The 18,002-nt window shown below is 34.2% G+C and carries 15 protein-coding genes; 2 read left to right on the plus strand and 13 right to left on the minus strand.

What is annotated here, in order from left to right:
- Positions 1-16 precede the first annotated feature (16 nt).
- Entirely contained in the window at positions 17-718 is a 702-nt protein-coding gene (locus ACNQF8_RS09795; RefSeq protein ID WP_417953321.1) for a sulfite exporter TauE/SafE family protein, read from the plus strand.
- A gap of 72 nt (positions 719-790) precedes the next feature.
- On the opposite strand, the gene hemN is transcribed toward ACNQF8_RS09795, so the two are convergent.
- From hemN to ACNQF8_RS09825, 6 genes are all read right to left on the minus strand, one after another.
- The gene (hemN, locus tag ACNQF8_RS09800; protein ID WP_417952253.1) at positions 791-2,155 is read right to left on the minus strand and encodes an oxygen-independent coproporphyrinogen III oxidase; all 1,365 of its coding nucleotides are present in this window, start codon (positions 2,153-2,155) and stop codon (positions 791-793) included.
- 144 nt (positions 2,156-2,299) lie between these two features.
- Entirely contained in the window at positions 2,300-4,312 is a 2,013-nt protein-coding gene (locus tag ACNQF8_RS09805; RefSeq protein ID WP_417952252.1) for a DUF349 domain-containing protein, read from the minus strand.
- A gap of 337 nt (positions 4,313-4,649) precedes the next feature.
- Positions 4,650-5,399 carry a shikimate dehydrogenase family protein gene (locus ACNQF8_RS09810; RefSeq protein ID WP_417952251.1) on the minus strand — a complete coding sequence of 250 codons (750 nt, stop codon included), beginning with the start codon at positions 5,397-5,399 and terminating at the stop codon, positions 4,650-4,652.
- A complete protein-coding gene (locus tag ACNQF8_RS09815) occupies positions 5,399-6,796 on the minus strand; it encodes a tetratricopeptide repeat protein (protein WP_417952250.1) in 1,398 nt (465 codons plus the stop codon). Before ACNQF8_RS09815 ends, ACNQF8_RS09810 begins: the two co-directional genes overlap by 1 nt.
- 340 nt (positions 6,797-7,136) lie before the next feature.
- On the minus strand, positions 7,137-8,324 hold the full coding sequence (locus ACNQF8_RS09820) for an aspartate aminotransferase family protein (RefSeq protein WP_417952249.1): 1,188 nt from the start codon (positions 8,322-8,324) through the stop codon (positions 7,137-7,139).
- Positions 8,325-8,390: 66 nt separating this feature from the next.
- Positions 8,391-10,022 (minus strand): OstA-like protein, encoded by a 1,632-nt coding sequence (locus ACNQF8_RS09825; protein WP_417953320.1) that lies wholly within the window; start codon positions 10,020-10,022, stop codon positions 8,391-8,393.
- Between the two features lie 274 nt (positions 10,023-10,296).
- Here ACNQF8_RS09825 and ACNQF8_RS09830 point away from each other — a divergent pair, with 274 nt between their 5' ends.
- Complete coding sequence (locus tag ACNQF8_RS09830) at positions 10,297-12,165, plus strand: alpha-amylase family glycosyl hydrolase (RefSeq protein ID WP_417953319.1); 1,869 nt, start codon at positions 10,297-10,299, stop codon at positions 12,163-12,165.
- 85 nt (positions 12,166-12,250) lie between these two features.
- Here the strand turns inward: ACNQF8_RS09830 and ACNQF8_RS09835 are convergent, their stop codons facing one another.
- The 7 genes from ACNQF8_RS09835 to rsfS all read right to left on the minus strand — a co-directional run bounded on the left by ACNQF8_RS09835 (position 12,251) and on the right by rsfS (position 17,959).
- The gene (locus ACNQF8_RS09835; protein WP_417952246.1) at positions 12,251-13,024 is read right to left on the minus strand and encodes a superoxide dismutase; all 774 of its coding nucleotides are present in this window, start codon (positions 13,022-13,024) and stop codon (positions 12,251-12,253) included.
- 92 nt (positions 13,025-13,116) lie between these two features.
- The gene (locus tag ACNQF8_RS09840) at positions 13,117-13,386 is read right to left on the minus strand and encodes an acyl-CoA-binding protein (protein ID WP_315211133.1); all 270 of its coding nucleotides are present in this window, start codon (positions 13,384-13,386) and stop codon (positions 13,117-13,119) included.
- 2 nt (positions 13,387-13,388) lie between these two features.
- Positions 13,389-14,039, minus strand: a complete 651-nt coding sequence (locus ACNQF8_RS09845; RefSeq protein ID WP_417952245.1) for a phosphatidylserine decarboxylase family protein — start codon at positions 14,037-14,039, stop codon at positions 13,389-13,391.
- Positions 14,029-14,919: a phosphatidate cytidylyltransferase gene (locus ACNQF8_RS09850; RefSeq protein WP_417952244.1), complete on the minus strand. Its 891-nt coding sequence runs from the start codon at positions 14,917-14,919 to the stop codon at positions 14,029-14,031. Before ACNQF8_RS09850 ends, ACNQF8_RS09845 begins: the two co-directional genes overlap by 11 nt.
- Before the next feature lies 1 nt (position 14,920).
- Positions 14,921-15,523, minus strand: a complete 603-nt coding sequence (locus ACNQF8_RS09855) for an LUD domain-containing protein (protein ID WP_315211139.1) — start codon at positions 15,521-15,523, stop codon at positions 14,921-14,923.
- 116 nt (positions 15,524-15,639) lie between these two features.
- Positions 15,640-17,568, minus strand: coding sequence for an ATP-dependent zinc metalloprotease FtsH (ftsH, locus tag ACNQF8_RS09860; protein WP_315211141.1), 1,929 nt, complete (start codon positions 17,566-17,568; stop codon positions 15,640-15,642).
- Between the two features lie 19 nt (positions 17,569-17,587).
- A complete protein-coding gene (gene rsfS, locus ACNQF8_RS09865) occupies positions 17,588-17,959 on the minus strand; it encodes a ribosome silencing factor (RefSeq protein WP_126455820.1) in 372 nt (123 codons plus the stop codon).
- Between the last annotated feature and the right edge of the window lie 43 nt (positions 17,960-18,002).

Here is an 18,002-nt window from a genome sequence, read left to right on the forward strand (position 1 = left end):
ACATTAGACTAAAAAAATGCTTTATACTGCCTTCATTTTCGGTTTAATAAGTAGTTTTCACTGCATTGGTATGTGCGGTCCTATCGCTATGATGTTGCCTGTAGACAGAACGAATCAGACTAAAAAAGCAACTCAAATCATCACCTATCATTTAGGAAGATTAACGGCGTATGGGACAATAGGCTTTGTTTTTGGACTGCTTGGAAAAGGTTTTTTCATGGCCGGTTTACAACAGAATTTATCCATATTCATTGGTGTAGCCATGATTGTTGTAGTGGTAATTCCAGACAAACTTTTTGCGAAATACAATTTTTCAAAACCCGTTTTTAAATTAATCTCCAGAATTAAAACGGCTTTAGGAAGTCAGTTTAGAAACAAGAGTTACAAATCCCTTTTTACTATTGGTTTACTGAATGGCTTTTTGCCTTGCGGAATGATTTATGTTGCCTTGTTTGGTGCTATTGCTATGCAAAGTGAAAGTTTGGGTGTTCTGTATATGATTCTATTCGGATTAGGAACAGTTCCCTTGATGAGCAGCGTTGTGTATATCAATTCATTTCTCACAATTCCTATTCGGAACCGAATCCAAAAAGCGATTCCCTATGTTGCGGTATGTATTGGTTGCTTATTTATTTTAAGAGGATTGGGATTAGGAATTCCTTATATTTCACCATCTAATATGAGTTTGTTTATTCAATCTGATCCAAATTGTCACTAACTTTTAGATTTTATAGGATATAAAAAAGCACGCCATTCAGCGTGCTTTTTTATTTTGTAAGATTGTTTAATATTAAATTGTCATTGAAAATAAAGCAGTTTCCGGCGCTTTTCTTTTCAAGCGTAAATCGAATGCCATACAAATATTACGAACATAAGGTTTTCCTTTTTCTGTAACGGTAATCCCATAGTCATTAATTACAAGTAATCCGTCACTTTCCATTTCTTTCAATTGTATTAATACATCTGGAATTTCATTAAAATAATCCTCTTTATTTTTCCAGGAAGTTTCAAATTGACACATTAAATTCAGAATGTGTTTGCGGATGATGAGGTCTTCATTAGTCAATAAATGCCCTCTAAAAACCGGTAATTTGTTCCATTCTAGTATTTGATAATAGTCCTCCAGATTTTTTACATTCTGGGCAAAACTATACCAACTGTCACTGATGGAAGAAACGCCCAATCCAATCATTAATTGTGTTTTGGACGAACTATAGCCCATGAAATTACGGTGCAATGTGCCGTTTTTAAAAGCTTCATATAAACTGTCAGTCTCCAACGCAAAATGATCCATTCCTATTTCATGATAGCCATTTTCATATAATAATTTTTTACCCGTTTCATAAAGCATTCTCTTTTTATCATCTTTTGGAATGTCTTCGTCGTTAAAACCGCGCTGTCCATTGCCTTTAATCCAAGGAACGTGAGCGTAACTATAAAATGCCAATCGGTCGGGTTGTAATGATTTTGTTTTCTCAATCGTATCAATTATATCCTCTAGTTCCTGAAAAGGTAATCCAAAAATAATATCGTGACCTATGGAAGTATACCCAATTTCTCTGGCCCAAAACGTAACTTTTGCCACATTATGAAATGGCTGTAAACGGTGAATTGCTTTTTGCACTTTCTCGGAATAATCCTGAACACCAAAACTCACTCTTCTAAAACCTAAATCGTAAAGCTTTTGCAAATGTTCGTGTGAAGTGTTATTTGGATGGCCTTCAAAACTAAACTCGTGATCTTTGGCTTTTTTGGCATGAACAAAAATACCATTTATTAAATCCTCTAAATTTTTAGTAGAAAAAAATGTGGGAGTTCCTCCGCCCAAATGAATCTCTTTTATAGTTGGTTTTTCGCCAAGAATCTTACAATATAAGGTCCATTCTTTCAAAACTGCTTCTATATACGGATTTTCAACACCATGATTTTTGGTGATACGCTTGTTACAGCCACAAAAAGTACATAAGCTTTCGCAAAAAGGCAAATGGATATACAAACTAATACCTTCTGAAGAATTACTCGCTTGAAAGGATTTTTTTAATGTTTTAGCCCAAATTTCATCCGTGAAATCCGTTTCATCCCAATACGGAACTGTAGGATAACTGGTGTATCTTGGTCCTGGAACATTGTATTTTTGTATCAAGGAATTTTTCATGGCAATATCATTTATCGTTGTTCAAAAGTAGAACGACTACTCAACTATTAAAATGATAATTATCATATTGAAGAAACCTTTTGCAAAAAAAGAGGCTGTCCAATAAAGACAGCCTCGAGATTATTTTTGATGTAAATTTGAAATTTACTCTTGGTTTAGATTTCTCAGTTGTTTTAGTTTTTCTTTCCAAACATCAAGACTTTCTTTATGAATAGCGATGTTTTTACGAACTTCTAATACAATAGAATTTTCTTTTTTTGCATTTCTCGTATTGGTAAAGAATTGAATGTTGTTTTCCAATTGGAAAATTTCATTCTGAACTTCATCAATCTTACGCATTAGGAAAATCTTTTCGTTATCCAGTTTTCGAGTGTCGTTGCTTTCAGATAAATGATCCATTCTATTAGCAAAACGCATCATATCCGTATCTTTCTTACTCAAACTCAATTTTTCAAAAAGGGCGTCTAGGATTTTATTGAATTTCCCTTCAATATGTCTTCTTGGGAAAGGTACTTTTCCAAAGTTTTTCCAAGTTTCGATATGCAATTTGATAGCATCCAAATCTGTTTTGTGATCTCCGGTCAACTGAAATTCTCTCAACGTTTCCAAGTAGGCTTTTTTATTATCAAAAGCGGCTACTTCTTCGCCGTTTTCCTCATTCTTATGCTCTTTTAACTTATCAAAATAATGATTGCAGGCATCTTTAAACTCTTTCCAGATTTTATCCGAATATTTTCTTGGCACATGTCCTATCTGTTTCCACTCATCCTGAATTTGTTTCATGATAGGAGTAGTAGCAGCAAAATCAAGACTCTCTTGCAATTCTTTGGCTTTGGCAACAAGAGCCGTTTTCTTGCTTAAATTGTCGTTTTGATCTTTCTTTATGTCTTTATAAAATGAATTTTTGAAAGAATTAAAATTTCTGACAGCAGTTTTAAAGCTAGCCCAAGTTTCCTCATTCACATCCGATGGCACTTTTCCGGCAGAGAAGAAAGCTGTACGCAAGGCTTCTACTTTTTCTATTTGAGCCAGCCATTGTGTATGTGCATTTACTTTTTCAGTAGCCAAAACTTCAATTTTGGCAATGATTTCTTTTTTCTTTTCTAAATTCTCAAGTTCCGTTCCTCTTTGATTTTCAAACAAAACCTCACGTTTATCATGCATTTGTTTGGTCAAATCGCTAAACTTGTTCCAAATCGCGTCACGATGTTCTCTAGAAACAGGACCAATGTCTTCTTTCCAAATTCTATGTAAATCCTGTAGTTCTCTGAATGCTTTGTTGATATCGGCTTCATTCACCAATTCTTCTACACGCGCTACAATTTTTTGTTTTTGCTCTAAATTATGTTTGAAATCTAAATCTCTGGCTTCTCGGTCTAAATGCAGATAATCGTAGAAATTTTCCACATGAAAATGGAAGTTGTTCCAAACGTGGTTGTATTTATCCTTCGGAATAGGCCCGGCAGTTTTCCATCGTTCTCTTAAATCATTAAAATGCTTTAAAGTGTCTTTGATGTTTTCCTGAGGGTTAATCAACTCTTTCAATTCCTCAACAATAGCTAAACGGTTTTCTAAATTTGTTTTTAGATTAGTTTGTAAACTCTTGAAATGGCTATTTTTAGTATCTCTAAAAAGAGAATAATATTTATCAAAACTTGTTTTTAGTGGAGAATGATATTGAAATTCTTCATTTGGATCTTGATTTTCAGCTAGAAACTCTTCTTTTTTCTCTTCAAGAAGGTGATTGTATTTAGCCAAAAATGCTTTTTTGATTTCCTCAATATGTTCCTTAAAAGACATCACTTTCTCATTAGAGACTAAACTTTTAAGTTCGTCTACCAGTGCTTCAAGTGACAAGGTATCATAATCCTGCATTGGAATTTCATGACGCTCCTTCAGCGTTTCATCTTCACTTTCGGCAGCATTTGTTTCGGCAATAGCATCTAGAACAGTCTGGTTTTCAGTCTCTGTAATAGGATCGTTCGCTAGTAACTCTTCATCACTTAGAGATACAGCATTATCTTCTGCAGGAATAGTAGTAACAATGTTACTAGTTTCCGTTTCCAAAACTTCTGGTTCTAATTGCGTAGATTCAACAGAATTGTGTCCTAAATTTCCATCTGCCTCAAGCAGGTTATCATTCTTTTCTTCTAACATTTTTTCAATGTGTAAGGTTTCTATTTTTTTATCGAACTCGAAAGATAGTAAAGGAGCACGAAATTTCAAAATAAATCCTTTATTTATAGTCGTTTTAGGTTAGCAAATAGTTCTTTTTGAAGCAATTTCCTGCTGTTCGCTATATCTTTTTTGCCTCTGAAAAACGATGCAAAAAAGGATGTCTCCCGATACTTCTGGGCCATCAGGGCTAGGGTTTTTGGATTTCATTTGTAATTTTTTTCTTAAGTTCGATATGTTAGTACAAACAAAAAACCACTCATAAAGAGTGGTTTTTTACGTACTCAAACACGTGTAAGAAGTTAACTCCGTTTTTAGATTATTTATTCCAAATCTTCCAAGCTTTCTCTGCTTGAAAAATAAGCATGTCTAAGCCGTTTTTGATTTGGGCGCCTTGTTGTTTGGCTTTTTTTAGGAATTGTGTTTCAGCAGGATTATAAATCAAATCATAAGCTATATGCTTCTCTGTGAAAAATTCGTATGGAATTAATGGAAACGCATCTACATTAGGGCTTGTTCCTACCGGAGTAGCATTTATGATGATTTGGTAATTATCAAATGTTGTTGCGTTGATTCGGTCGTAATCAATTCCATTTTCTTTGGCTTCTCTCGAAACAAAAGTATACGGAATATCCAGTTCATCCAAAGCAAAAGCGACTCCTTTAGAAGCACCTCCTGTGCCTAAAATCAAGGCTTTTTTATGGTGCGGTTGCAATAACGGTTGTAATGATTTTTTGAAACCATAATAGTCTGTATTGTAACCTTTCAGTTTTCCTTTTTTAGTTATTTTAATGGTATTGACAGCACCAATTAATTCCGCTTTTTTAGATAATTTATCCAGAAATGGAATCACCGTCTCTTTGTACGGAATAGTAACATTCAATCCTTTTAAATCCGAAGTGTTTTTAATTACCTCTGGGAAGGCTGCTATTTCGGGAATATCAAAATTTTCATAAGTACAACCTTCAAAGTTTTCGCTATTGAATTTATCTGTAAAATATCCTTTAGAAAAGGAATAACTAATGTTGCGTCCTAATAATCCAAAGCGTTTTCTAACTGTATCAACCATTATTGTTTTTTATGTTTTGCAATATAATTCTGCACCATTTTTTTTGCCCAAACTACTGGAAATAAATCTTCTAAAAGGATGTAATTGTCAAAATTCAATCGCAAAGCATTGCTTAAATGGAATTTTGCTTTGGTATTGTCCGTTAGCATAAAATACAATCCTGCCAAACGATATTCAATTTCATTTTCTTCCGGAAAATACTCAGATGCTTGCAATAAGGTCTGAATAGCACTTTCGAATTCGCCTAAAAACTGCAAAATATCTACCCAAAATAACCAAGTGTCTAAACCATAATCACCAAATTCCACTGCTTTTCTATATCCAAATTCTGCTTCTTCAAAGAAGTTCATTTGTTTATTGATAGTCGCAAAGCGTTTCCAATACAAGCGGTTTTGGTTGTCAATAGCTAATGCTTTGTTGACATAAAACAACGCTTTTTGGTAATTTTTTTGACGCACGTAAAAGTCAGTGATGGCAATCCAGCCTTTGTCTAAAAGTGGATCTTCATGAACGGTTTGGTTGAAATATTTTAATGCCAGCGCTTTGTTGCCCAGTTTTTCATAACATTTTCCCATTCTAAGTAAAGCGTACGAAGTTGCATCATCTAATTCGATTGTTCTGCTGTAGCTTTCTATGGCTTCATCGTATTTTTTTAATCGCTCAAAAGCTTTTGCTTTTTCCATGAAAGCACCAAGGAATTCATCATCGATTAAAGTAGCATAATCAAAGGCGCGAATCGCATTTTCATATTCTTTAACGCCATAATGCAAACGCCCTAATTGATGCCAGGCGATTTCGCTATATGGGTTTTTGTCAATGTATTTTTTTAAATAACTGATTGCTTCTTGGTTTTGGTCTAAAAACTCAAAACAATACACTACGTTGTACAATGCGGATTGGTCTTCCAGATCTTCTTCTAAACACTTGATAAAGCTTTCTTTTGCCATTTCAAGATTGTCCATAAAAAGGTATTCCATGCCTATTAAATTATAAACATCAGCAAAATCATCGGTGTATTTTAAAGCTATTTTTAATAATTCAACTGCCTTTTCGTGTTGGTCTCTTTTAGAGCAGATATTGGCTTTTTGAATGTAAATTTCTTCATTGGTTGGTTCAATGGCATACAACTCATTCAATAGCTTTTCGGCTAATTCGAGTTTGTCATCATAGACCAGCATTTCCACTTGAACTAATTTTAGTCCGGTAGATTTTGGGTGTTGTTCCAATGCTAGTTTGAGTGCTTTTTTTGCCAAAGCGGCCTTACCCATATCGAGATAATGAAGAATAATTTCTTCAAATTCTTCGGAGTCGAAAAAGAGAACTTTGTTGGTTTTCAACATGGACTCAAATTTAGACAGGGATAAGTTATAGTCTTCTTCTTCGTTGCTTAATTGCATACTGTGTTTTTTTAATTTGGCCTAAATAAATTTAGGTAATCGTGCGTGTACTGTGAGGGAAAGTTAGAATTGTTGTGAACAATTTAATTAACAAAAAAAGGGTTGGTTTAAACGGATGCCATAGCCCTGATTACTTCACTATACTTTTAATTTAATTGGAGTTCAGTGAACTTCTTTTGAAGTATAAATCCTACGTTTTTCGCGTGGATTGCAACGTATAGCGGGACACGAGCGAAGCGAACTGACGAAGTAAATAGCTCCCTTTTGTTCTAATTGTTTTGAATAAGTATTTTGATGTGATTTCCATCTTACTACTTCTGAAATCAAAAATCGTTAATCATCATTCTTCAATCATTATTCCATCCATTACTTCAAGTATGATGCTGCAACCTTCTCGTATTTCTTCTTCAGAAATGGTTAGAGGAGGTGTTATTCTAATGGCGCAACCTTCAAACAGCAGCCAGAATAAAATAAGTCCTTTGTCTTGACATTTAAGAATTACTTCGTTTGTTATATCGGCACTTTTGGTCATTGCGGCCAGCATCAATCCTTTTCCTCTTATTTCTTCTATCAAAGGATGTACCAAAAGTGATCGGAATAGCTTTTCTTTCTCCATGGCTTCAACCATAAGATTCGTTTCGGTAATTTCCTGCAAAGTCGCCAAACAAGCTGACGCAATGACAGGATGACCTCCAAAAGTAGTGATATGACCCAGTTTTGGATCATGACTCAACAATTCCATCATAGATGATGAAGCTGTAAAAGCACCTACAGGCATTCCGCCGCCCATTCCTTTTCCCATCACCACGATATCAGGAACGACATCGTAATTTTGGAATCCGAAAAGTTTTCCGGTTCTCCCAAAACCCGGTTGGATTTCGTCCAGAATCATCATCGCACCAACTTCGGTACAGCGTTCGCGCACTTTTTTAAGAAAATCATTATGCGGCTGAATAAATCCGGCGCCACCTTGTATGGTTTCCAGAATAATTCCTGCTGTTTTAGCCGTTATTTTTTGTAAATCTTCTTCATTATTGAAGGTGATAAAATCAACATCAGGAATCAACGGGCGAAAGATTTGTTTGCGTTCTTCAAATCCCATGACGCTCATAGAACCCATTGTATTGCCGTGATACGCATTATGACATGAAATCAACTGGCTTCTTCCAGTAGTTCTTCGGGCCAGTTTTAAGGCGCCTTCAATAGCTTCTGTTCCTGAATTGACTAAATAAGTAGTGTCTAAAGGAGCGGGCAGGAGTGAGGCTAATAATTTGCAATATTGAACTGCAGGGCTTTGTGAGTATTCCCCATAAACCATAACATGAGAATATTTGTCTAATTGATCTTTTATGGCTTGATTGACTCTTGGGTGTTGGTGTCCCAAAGCGCAAGCGGAAACTCCAGCTACAAAATCCAAGTATTTCTTAGAATTAGTATCGTAAATATAAGAGCCTACAGCATGTGAAACTTCCATTCCTAGTGGATACGGTGAGGTTTGAGCTTGGTATTTTAAGAAATCGGTATTCAAAATTTATTTGTTTAATCGTTTATTTGTTTAGTCGTTTTTAGAAAAACTGAATACTGCGACCGAACACTATTTTTTCCCTTTCTTCTTATCATAATTCAGGGTTTCTTTCCTGATTTTCATAGGAATATCCTCTTTGGCTTCAGCCGCCTCAGTAGCTTTTGCTATTTTGTCGTTGTCTTCATTTTCTTCTGGAGGAAAAATATCGTCCTTGGATTTTATTCGTTCTTCACCCCGCCAGACTAGTCCTCGCAGTTTACGGGCATTTTCTGGCAATTCTTTTTCGGGATAGATTTCGCCATCTACTTGCTGAAAAAAGGTGATAGTTTCGATTTCATTTTTTTCTAAAATAAGATTAATTTTACTGCTAACGTTCTTATTGATACCAATGAGTTCTTGCGCTTCGTTCCGCATGTAATAGATGACTTCGGCATTTTTTACAATATCGACATCATGAAGTTTTCCTTCCTCAAATTTACCATAGAGGTTTTGTCCCTTGACTTGATTATAGCCGGTTCCTATCGTGTCTTTGGAGACTATAAACGTATTATTGAGGACTTTGAGCGAATCTAGTTTTTTGGTGTTATTGTTTCCTATAAGATGCATTACATCGCCTGTGATTTGATTTTCTGCGTTCCAAAGTATCGGATTACCAATCATTTTTGTCAAAGCAGTTTTGGAACTCGAATGAATCGAATCGCATTTGCCACTCATATCTGTTTTGAAGAATCGGACATTATTGAACGCTCTTATAATTCGGTTTCCTTCTTTTCCAGTAACCATTAATTTTTTTCCGTGGATGTAAACCGAGTCATTTTCGACAAAATTCACTGCAAGGGCTCTTTTGGTAACGTACATCGAATCCAGTTTTTTATACACTTCAGCATAATGTCCTTTTACAATTCCGCGATTGATAGAATCCGTTATTTTTACATTTCGTGTTGCCGATGCAAATTCCCGGTTTCGATCATAATACAAACTATCGCCTTTAATTACTCGATCATCGTATCTGATGTAGGATTTATTCAGGAAATGCGCCAGATTTTTTTTGGTGTCATAAAAACCTTTTTCGGTATAAATGTAATTGGCTTTACTGGTAATTGTTGAAGGCCCAAAAAGATACGAATGCCCGGAATTACTGAAATAATCCAAGTGATTTGATTTAATTACATACGTTGGATTTGTGATGGTAACCGCAGTCAGGAACTGGAATTTTTTTTGTTTAACGTAATATCTTCCTGAATTACTTTTAAGCGTATTGTCTTTGTTCGTAATTGTCCCTGGAGTATCGTAAAATACTTCTTGAATGTTTCGGTCAAAATTAATTATTTCTGTGGTCAAAGTTGCATCTGGTGAACTCATTACGGCATCTCCGGAAGCATATGCTTTTTTTACATTTCCGTTGTATTCCGCATATTTACTGTTTAAAAATAAAGTGTCACCTTGTACCATTTGTACATTTCCAAAAGCCTTTATGTAGTTTTCTTTTTGGAAATAATAGGCTTTGTTACATGTCATTACAACGCCATCATGATTGACACGTACGTTTCCCATAAGCAATAAAGCATCAGGAACTTCTACTTGATTTACATCGGCAAAATCAGAGTTTTCTACAATAATTTTTTTGGGGGCTTGCGCCAAAACCAAATTAGTGACAAACAGTAGGAAACAATAACGAAGGAAAAACAGTGATTTCTTCAATGGATTTAATTTTTGTCAAATTTATGAAAAAGGAAACAATCCTAATCCATATTAGGATTTATTTATAATTAGTCAATGGGGAGTCAAAGCTATGACTTTTCCTCATTAAAGTTATCAACAAATGCCGTAACTCCTTCGTTGTAGTGTTCTTTTTTAAAAACAGAATTATTTAATTTCAAACGATATAGACTTCTTTTATTTAAAAAATATTAAATTTAAAAATTGATATTCATTTTGCTATTAAAAGAATTGAAATCAGTATAAATAATTTTTTATGATGAAAAAAATAACTATTGTTGCAGGGATAAGCGCGATGCTTTTTGCAACGGCTTGTAAAACGAAAGATTTAAAAATGAACGTAGAACAGAAACAGTTAGTCAATAATAAAAAAGAAGTTGTATATCAGGTTTTTACCCGATTGTTTGGAAATAAAAATACCACCAATAAACCATGGGGAACCATTGAGGAAAATGGAGTAGGGAAGTTCAATGATTTTACGGAAACAGCTTTGCAGGAAATTAAGGATTTGGGAGTTACTTATGTTTGGTACACCGGAGTTCCGCATCATGCTTTGATTCGGGATTATTCCGCTATTGGGATTTCTAATGATGATCCGGAAGTGGTAAAAGGACGAGCTGGCTCTCCTTATGCCGTAAAAGATTATTACAATGTAAACCCAGATTTGGCCGTAAATCCTGCGAATCGATTGCAGGAATTTGAAGCTTTAATTGCGCGAACGCACAAAGCAGGATTAAAAGTGATTATCGATATTGTTCCCAATCACATTGCGCGCAAATATGAAGGAAAGAGCAATCCGGTAGGTGTTAGAGATTTTGGTGCTGATGATGATGCAACTGTTGAATACAAAAGAGATAATAACTTCTATTATATTCCAAATACACACTTTGAAATCCCGGATACAGACAAACCATTAAATGGAGAAAAGAATCCATTAATTGATGGTAAATTCGCAGAAAGCCCTGCAAAATGGACTGGTAATGGTTCCCGTATGGCAAAACCAGATCGTAATGATTGGTACGAGACCGTAAAAGTAAATTATGGTATTCGTCCGGATGGCTCCAAGGATTTTCCGGAACTTCCAGCTGGTTTTGATTCCAAATCGTATCAGGAACATTTCGATTTTTGGAAAGGAAAAGACGTTCCGGATTCTTGGGATAAATTCAAAGATATTGCCTTGTATTGGACTGCAAAAGGAGTGGATGGTTTTAGATTTGATATGGCCGAAATGGTTCCGTATGAATTTTGGAGCTACATGAATTCAGCTATTAAAGTAAATAATCCGGATGCTTTTTTATTAGCCGAAGTCTATAATCCTAAAGAATATAGAAATTATATTCATTTGGGTAAAATGGATTATTTGTATGATAAAGTAGAAACCTATGATAAATTGAAAGATGTCATTCAAGGAAGATCTTTGCCTGATGGACTATCAGATATACAAAACGGAATGGCAGATATTGAGCATCACATGTTGCATTTTCTGGACAATCACGACGAACAGCGTTTAGCAAGCCCGGAATTTGCAGGAACACCACAAAAAGGAAAGCCTTTGATGGTGGTTTCGACTACCATAAGCACTTCTCCTACGATGGTTTATTTTGGTCAGGAAGTAGGTGAGGCTGGGAATGAAAATGCAGGATTTGGTACTCATTCCAGAACATCAATTTTTGATTATATCGGAGTTTCAAGTCATCAACGCTGGATGAACGGCGGAAAATTTGATGGAGGTCAGTTGACAAAGGATGAAAAGGAACTGCGTGATTTTTATAAAAAATTATTGAATTTCTCTTTGAATAGTACTGCTTTAATGGGTAAATACCAAGAAATTCAAACAGTGAACCGCCAAACAACACAAGGTTACGATCCTGGAATTTATGCTTTCACACGCTGGTCTGATACTGAAAAACTAATAGTTGTCACTAATTTTTCTTGGCTTACCACCAGTAATTTCGAATTAAAAATTCCTTCAGATATCATTCAAAAATGGAATTTGAATGATGGAAATTATACAATAACGGATCAATTATACCATAAAAATTCTATTCAGCTGCAGGTTTTGAATGGTGAAGGGAAAGCACAAATTACCATCTCACCTTCAGAATCATTCATTTATCAATTGTAAAAATAATTTTTTTGTACTAACAAGAGGATAAAAAAAATGCTGATATAAATTTATATCAGCATTTTTTTATGATTAAAAGCGAAAGTTATTTTTTTGCAATAGCATCATAATTTTCTTCTACTTTTCTCCAATTGATGACATTAAAAAACGCATCGATATAATTTTTTCTTCGGTATTGGTAATCTAAATAATATGCATGTTCCCATACGTCTAAAGCTAGAATTGGTGTTCCGGGAATAAGTGCATTACGCATCAAAGGATTGTCTTGATTAGGAGTACTGGTTACTTGTAGTTTTCCAGTTCTGTCAACTATAAGCCACGCCCAACCGGAACCAAATTGTTTTGTTGCTTCGTTTTTAAATAGTGACGTAAAGTTATCAAAAGATCCAAAATCTCTTGTAATCGTCTCTGCTAATGCATTTTTTGGTTCTCCTCCAGCTTTTGGAGCCATACATTTCCAGTATAAAGAATGATTGTAAAATCCACCGGCATTGTTACGAAGAGCAGCATCATTAGGGTCTAATTTTGACAAGACTTCTTCGATTGTTAAATTTTCTAAAGGCGTTCCTAATACCGCTTTATTCAAATTGTTTGTGTAGGTCAGATAATGCTTGGAATAATGCATTTCTAAAGTTGTAGCTGATATACTTGGTGCCAACGCATTATAAGCGTAAGGTAATTTTTCTAGTTGAAAAGACCCTTCTTCTGCTTTTACGTCATCGGGAGATCCCATTATGGCGACTGTTTGTTCCGTTGTAGGTAAAGGGACTTCCACTACCTCCGTTAATTTCTTATTGTTGCAAGAAAGTAAAGTCATAAATAAAAATAAAACAGAAATTAAAAAATTCAGCTTTTTCATATGAAGATAATATTTGTTTTTTAGCGGAATATGGTATCGCCATTCTTCATTCCTATTTGTGATTTGGAATCATGGCGATTTCATAATTTGTATTATTTTTTGATCAGTGTGTTAATTATTTCTATGTATTGTTCCTTGGCTTGTTCAGCTGTCAGATGGCTAATTTGCATCCAAGCATTGGTTTTAAAAGCATCTCTCAAATGGTATGATGATGTTTGTTTTAAATCTAAAGTTCCAAAAGTTGCTTGTTTGTAAAAAGCATAAAGTCGCAATTGAACATCTTGCGGTAAAGATGCCTGCGTCATTTCAGAAGCTATTTCTACTGCCTCTAAAAATCGAGTATCTAAATCTTTTTCAATCATGCTTATTTTGTAGCAATAATAGTTTTTCCTCCGATTGCTTTTTGATTCAATACTACATTCACTTCTGTTCCTAATGGTAAAAAGATATCTACTCTTGAACCAAATTTTATAAAACCAGCATCAGTTCCCTGAATTACTTGCATTCCTTCTTCGGCGTAATTTACGATTCTTCGAGCTAAAGCTCCAGCAATTTGACGGTATAGAATTTCACCAAAGGTTTTGTTTTCGATGACAACTGTAGTTCTTTCATTTTCTTCACTGGCTTTTGGATGCCAAGCCACCAAGAATTTCCCAGGATGATATTTACTGAATTTTACAATTCCACTTAATCCATAACGCGTAACATGTACGTTTATTGGAGACATAAAAATGGAGATTTGTAAACGTTTATCTTTGAAATACTCGCTTTCAAACACTTCTTCAATAACCACAACTTTTCCGTCAACAGGAGCAAGAATATGATTTTCATTGATTATCACTGTTCTTTTTGGATTTCTGAAAAATTGCAGTATAATAATCAAAAGTAACAAAGTAGCTATTTGTATAGCCATTTTGATCCAGTTGGTGTCAATGAAATTGTCAGACAATAAAAGGACAACAGCAGTGAAAATGGTGCCTAATAAAATAGATTGGGTTCCTTCTTTATGAAACATAGTTTAAAATTTGATAAAATAAAAATATTATTGGTGCTACAAATATAACACTATCTAGTCGATCTAGTATACCTCCATGACCAGGCATTATGTTTCCGCTGTCTTTTACGCCTGCAATACGCTTAAATTTGGATTCAATTAAGTCTCCTATGGTGCCTGCTATTCCAACAATGATAGCTATTGAAGTCCAAATCAAAATGGATCTGTCGCTAAATTCAGGATTAGCCTTTATGTAGTATTTTGAGATTAAATAACCCGCTAAAATGGCAAAAAGTATTCCGCCTAAGAACCCTTCAATTGTTTTTTTAGGAGATATTTTTTCAAATAATTTGGTTCGGCCTATAGATTTACCTACAATGTAGGCAAAGGTATCATTGGTCCAGATTAAGATAAATAATCCAATTATAATTTTTGGATTGTAATCATTTATTCCAAACGAAATTTTTGTGATAAATACAAAAGGAAGAATAATATATCCTAATAAATAAAGGTATTTTGATGAAGTGCTTATTTTTTGAATGTTGTCATAAAATAAAAAAAGGATACATTTTATGGATACGACTAATGCTACAACTAATAAAACGACATCTAATTGTTGGATATTTATTGCTATCTCTAAATCAGTATCGAATGTCTGATTGATAGTATCTGTAGTGATTTTATTGTAATGGCTTACTAAAGTTACTATAGTGTATAGAGCAGTTGCAAAAAGAATTGGAAAGACTTTATTTATTTGAATTAAATTACAAAATTCATAAACTGCAATAATAAGGAATATACCAAAAAGGATAAAAAAGCTTTCAGTAGAATATAAAATAGAAGCAAGTAATAATATAATATAAATAGCTCCTGATATACCTCGTTTTAGAGTTTCATTCATCTTAAAGATCTTCTAAAAGCAATAAATATAGATTTTTTGCCGAACTTCCGTATTGTGTAAAATCTTCTTCTTTAGCTTTCTCGAAATATTTTATTGTAGTAATATTGGTAGGATAATCTCTTTCGTATTTCTTTTTTATAGCACTAAGTCCATCGCTTTTTGCAGCAAGAATTTGGCTTGTATTGGCTATTATGATAATATTGGTAGGTAATTCGTTAGGTTTGTTTTGTTTAATTTGTTTTGATGAGAAAAGGATAGAACCTTCCTCAGCAATTAAATTCTCACAACTTGCAAGAAGAAATTTAGGGCTTACAGGTTTGTTGTAAGTAAGTTTGTTGTCATCAAGCATTCCAAAAAGGTTTGGTTCATAGCATAAAACTTCGCTTTCAAACCAATCGTTTTCTTCTAGTATATTTTCAAATTGTTCTTTTACTTCATCAGCGTTTTCGCAATACAAAAACTTACCACCATTTTTTTTAAAATTGTAGATGAATTTTTCATCTATAGAGGTTGCATTATCAGTATGGGATTTACTAAATTCACTTTCTTTATCTTCCTCAGAAGCCGGATTGCTAGAACCAAAAAATTTTCTAAAAAGACTCATATTTTTGTAAAACACTATAATTTGTTATTTGAAAACGTCCAAAGATAAAAAAATCTTAATTCAAAAGTAGTTTTTGAATTAAGATTTTAAAAATAATTAAATAATTTGTGTGTTTTCTAAGATACGACTTCCTCAAGATTTTTATCAAATGTTCTTTTTCCGAAAATAGCTTCTAAGTCATCTTTAAAAATGACTTCTTTTTCGATTAAGATATTTGCCAGTTGATTTAGTTTGTCTTTGTTCTCTTCTAATATTTGAATCGCTCTTTGGTATTGGCCTTCAATTAGTAATGAAATTTCTTCATCAATAACTCTGGCTGTTTCTTCTGAGTACGGTTTAGAAAAATTGTATTCGCTTTGTCCTGTTGAATCGTAATAGGTTACATTACCAATTTTTTCATTCAAACCATAAACAGTTACCATAGCACGTGCTTGTTTAGTAACTTTTTCCAAGTCGCTTAAAGCACCAGTTGAAATTCTGTTAAATGTTACTTTTTCAGCAGCTCTTCCTCCCATAGTAGCACACATTTCGTCTAGCATTTGATCCGGACGAACAATTAAACGCTCTTCTGGCAAGTACCAAGCGGCTCCTAAACTTTGTCCTCTAGGAACAATGGTTACTTTAATTAATGGAGCTGCATGTTCCAGCATCCAACTAACTGTTGCGTGTCCTGCTTCATGAATAGCAATTGCTTTCTTCTCATCAGGAGTTACAATTTTATTTTTCTTTTCAAGACCACCTACAATTCTATCTACAGCGTCAAGGAAATCTTGTTTGTCAACTGCAGTTTTATTGTTTCTTGCGGCAATCAAAGCAGCTTCATTACACACATTTGCAATATCCGCACCAGAAAATCCTGGAGTTTGTTTGGCTAAAAAGTCAGTATCTAATCCTTCAATTTTTTTCAAAGGAGCTAAGTGTACTTTAAAAATCTCAGCACGTTCACGAATGTCTGGTAAGTCTACAAAAATTTGTCTGTCAAAACGACCTGCACGCATTAAGGCTTTGTCCAATACATCAGCTCTGTTTGTCGCAGCTAAAACAATTACATTAGAATTAGTTCCAAAACCGTCCATTTCTGTCAGTAATTGGTTCAATGTATTCTCACGTTCGTCATTTCCACCGGACATATTGCTTTTTCCTCTGGCTCTACCTACTGCATCAATTTCATCAATGAATATGATCGCAGGAGATTTTTCTTTGGCTTGTTTGAATAAATCACGCACACGGGATGCACCTACACCTACAAACATTTCAACAAAATCAGAACCTGATAAAGAGAAGAATGGTACTTGGGCTTCACCTGCTACAGCTTTTGCCAATAATGTTTTTCCAGTTCCAGGAGGCCCTACTAGTAAAGCTCCTTTTGGTATTTTACCACCTAGATTAGTATATTTTTCAGGATTTTTCAGGAATTCAACAATTTCTTGTATCTCTTCTTTTGCTCCTTCTAAACCAGCTACATCTTTAAAAGTAGTTTTGATATCTGTTTTTTCGTCAAAAAGTTTAGCTTTAGATTTTCCAATGTTAAAAATCTGTCCGCCACCGCCACCAGCACCACCACCAGACATTTTTCTCATGATAAATATCCAAACGGCAATAATGATTATTATTGGCAATAAACTGATTAAAATATCCGACCAATTATTTTTTGGCAAGAAGTTAAAATCTTTCAACTTACCTTCAGCAACCGCTTTTTCCAGTTTATTTTGGAAAATTTGATCGTTACCAATGTCAAAAGTATAATGAGGACCTTTGTTAGGTCTGTCAAATACGTCTTTAGAAACTTTTTTGTGTGCTGCATCTTTCAATGCTGTTGCATTAAGAAAAACTTCAGCTTCAGTTTTGTTGTAAACTATAACTTTCTCAATCTGGCCTTTTTCTAAATAATCGTTAAATTTAGAAGAAGTTAATTGACCTGGTTCGTTTAAACTAGAACCGCCAGTTATAAAACTTATAAACAAGAAAATTAATAATATTGCAGTGTAAATTAACCAAGGGCTTACTTTAAACTTATTCGAATTTGGATTATTATCTTTAGCCATTACTAGGAGTTATGTTTCTTTAGTATTTGTTTTCAATGGTGGTTATTTTTGCATCGCCCCATAAACTTTCGATGTTGTAGTATTCACGGATGTGTTTTTGAAATACATGAACCACAATATTTACATAATCCATTAGTACCCATTCTGCATTATCAGTTCCTTCAACATGCCAAGGCTTGTCTTTTAATTCTTTGGATACTGTTTTTTGTATGGAGTTTACTATGGCGTTAACTTGTGTATTTGAATTACCGTTACAAATTACAAAATAGTCGCAAACCGCTGTATCTATTTCTCTTAAATCAAGGATGGTAATATCATTTCCTTTTACTTCTTCTATCCCCTTAATGATGTTCGCTAATAGAACGTCATTATTTATAGTCTTTTTCGCCATGAATTATTTTTATATATAAGTTTGTAAAGTTACCATTTTTTGT

The sequence above is a fragment of the Flavobacterium labens genome, from assembly GCF_048286755.1.
GTDB lineage: Bacteria > Bacteroidota > Bacteroidia > Flavobacteriales > Flavobacteriaceae > Flavobacterium.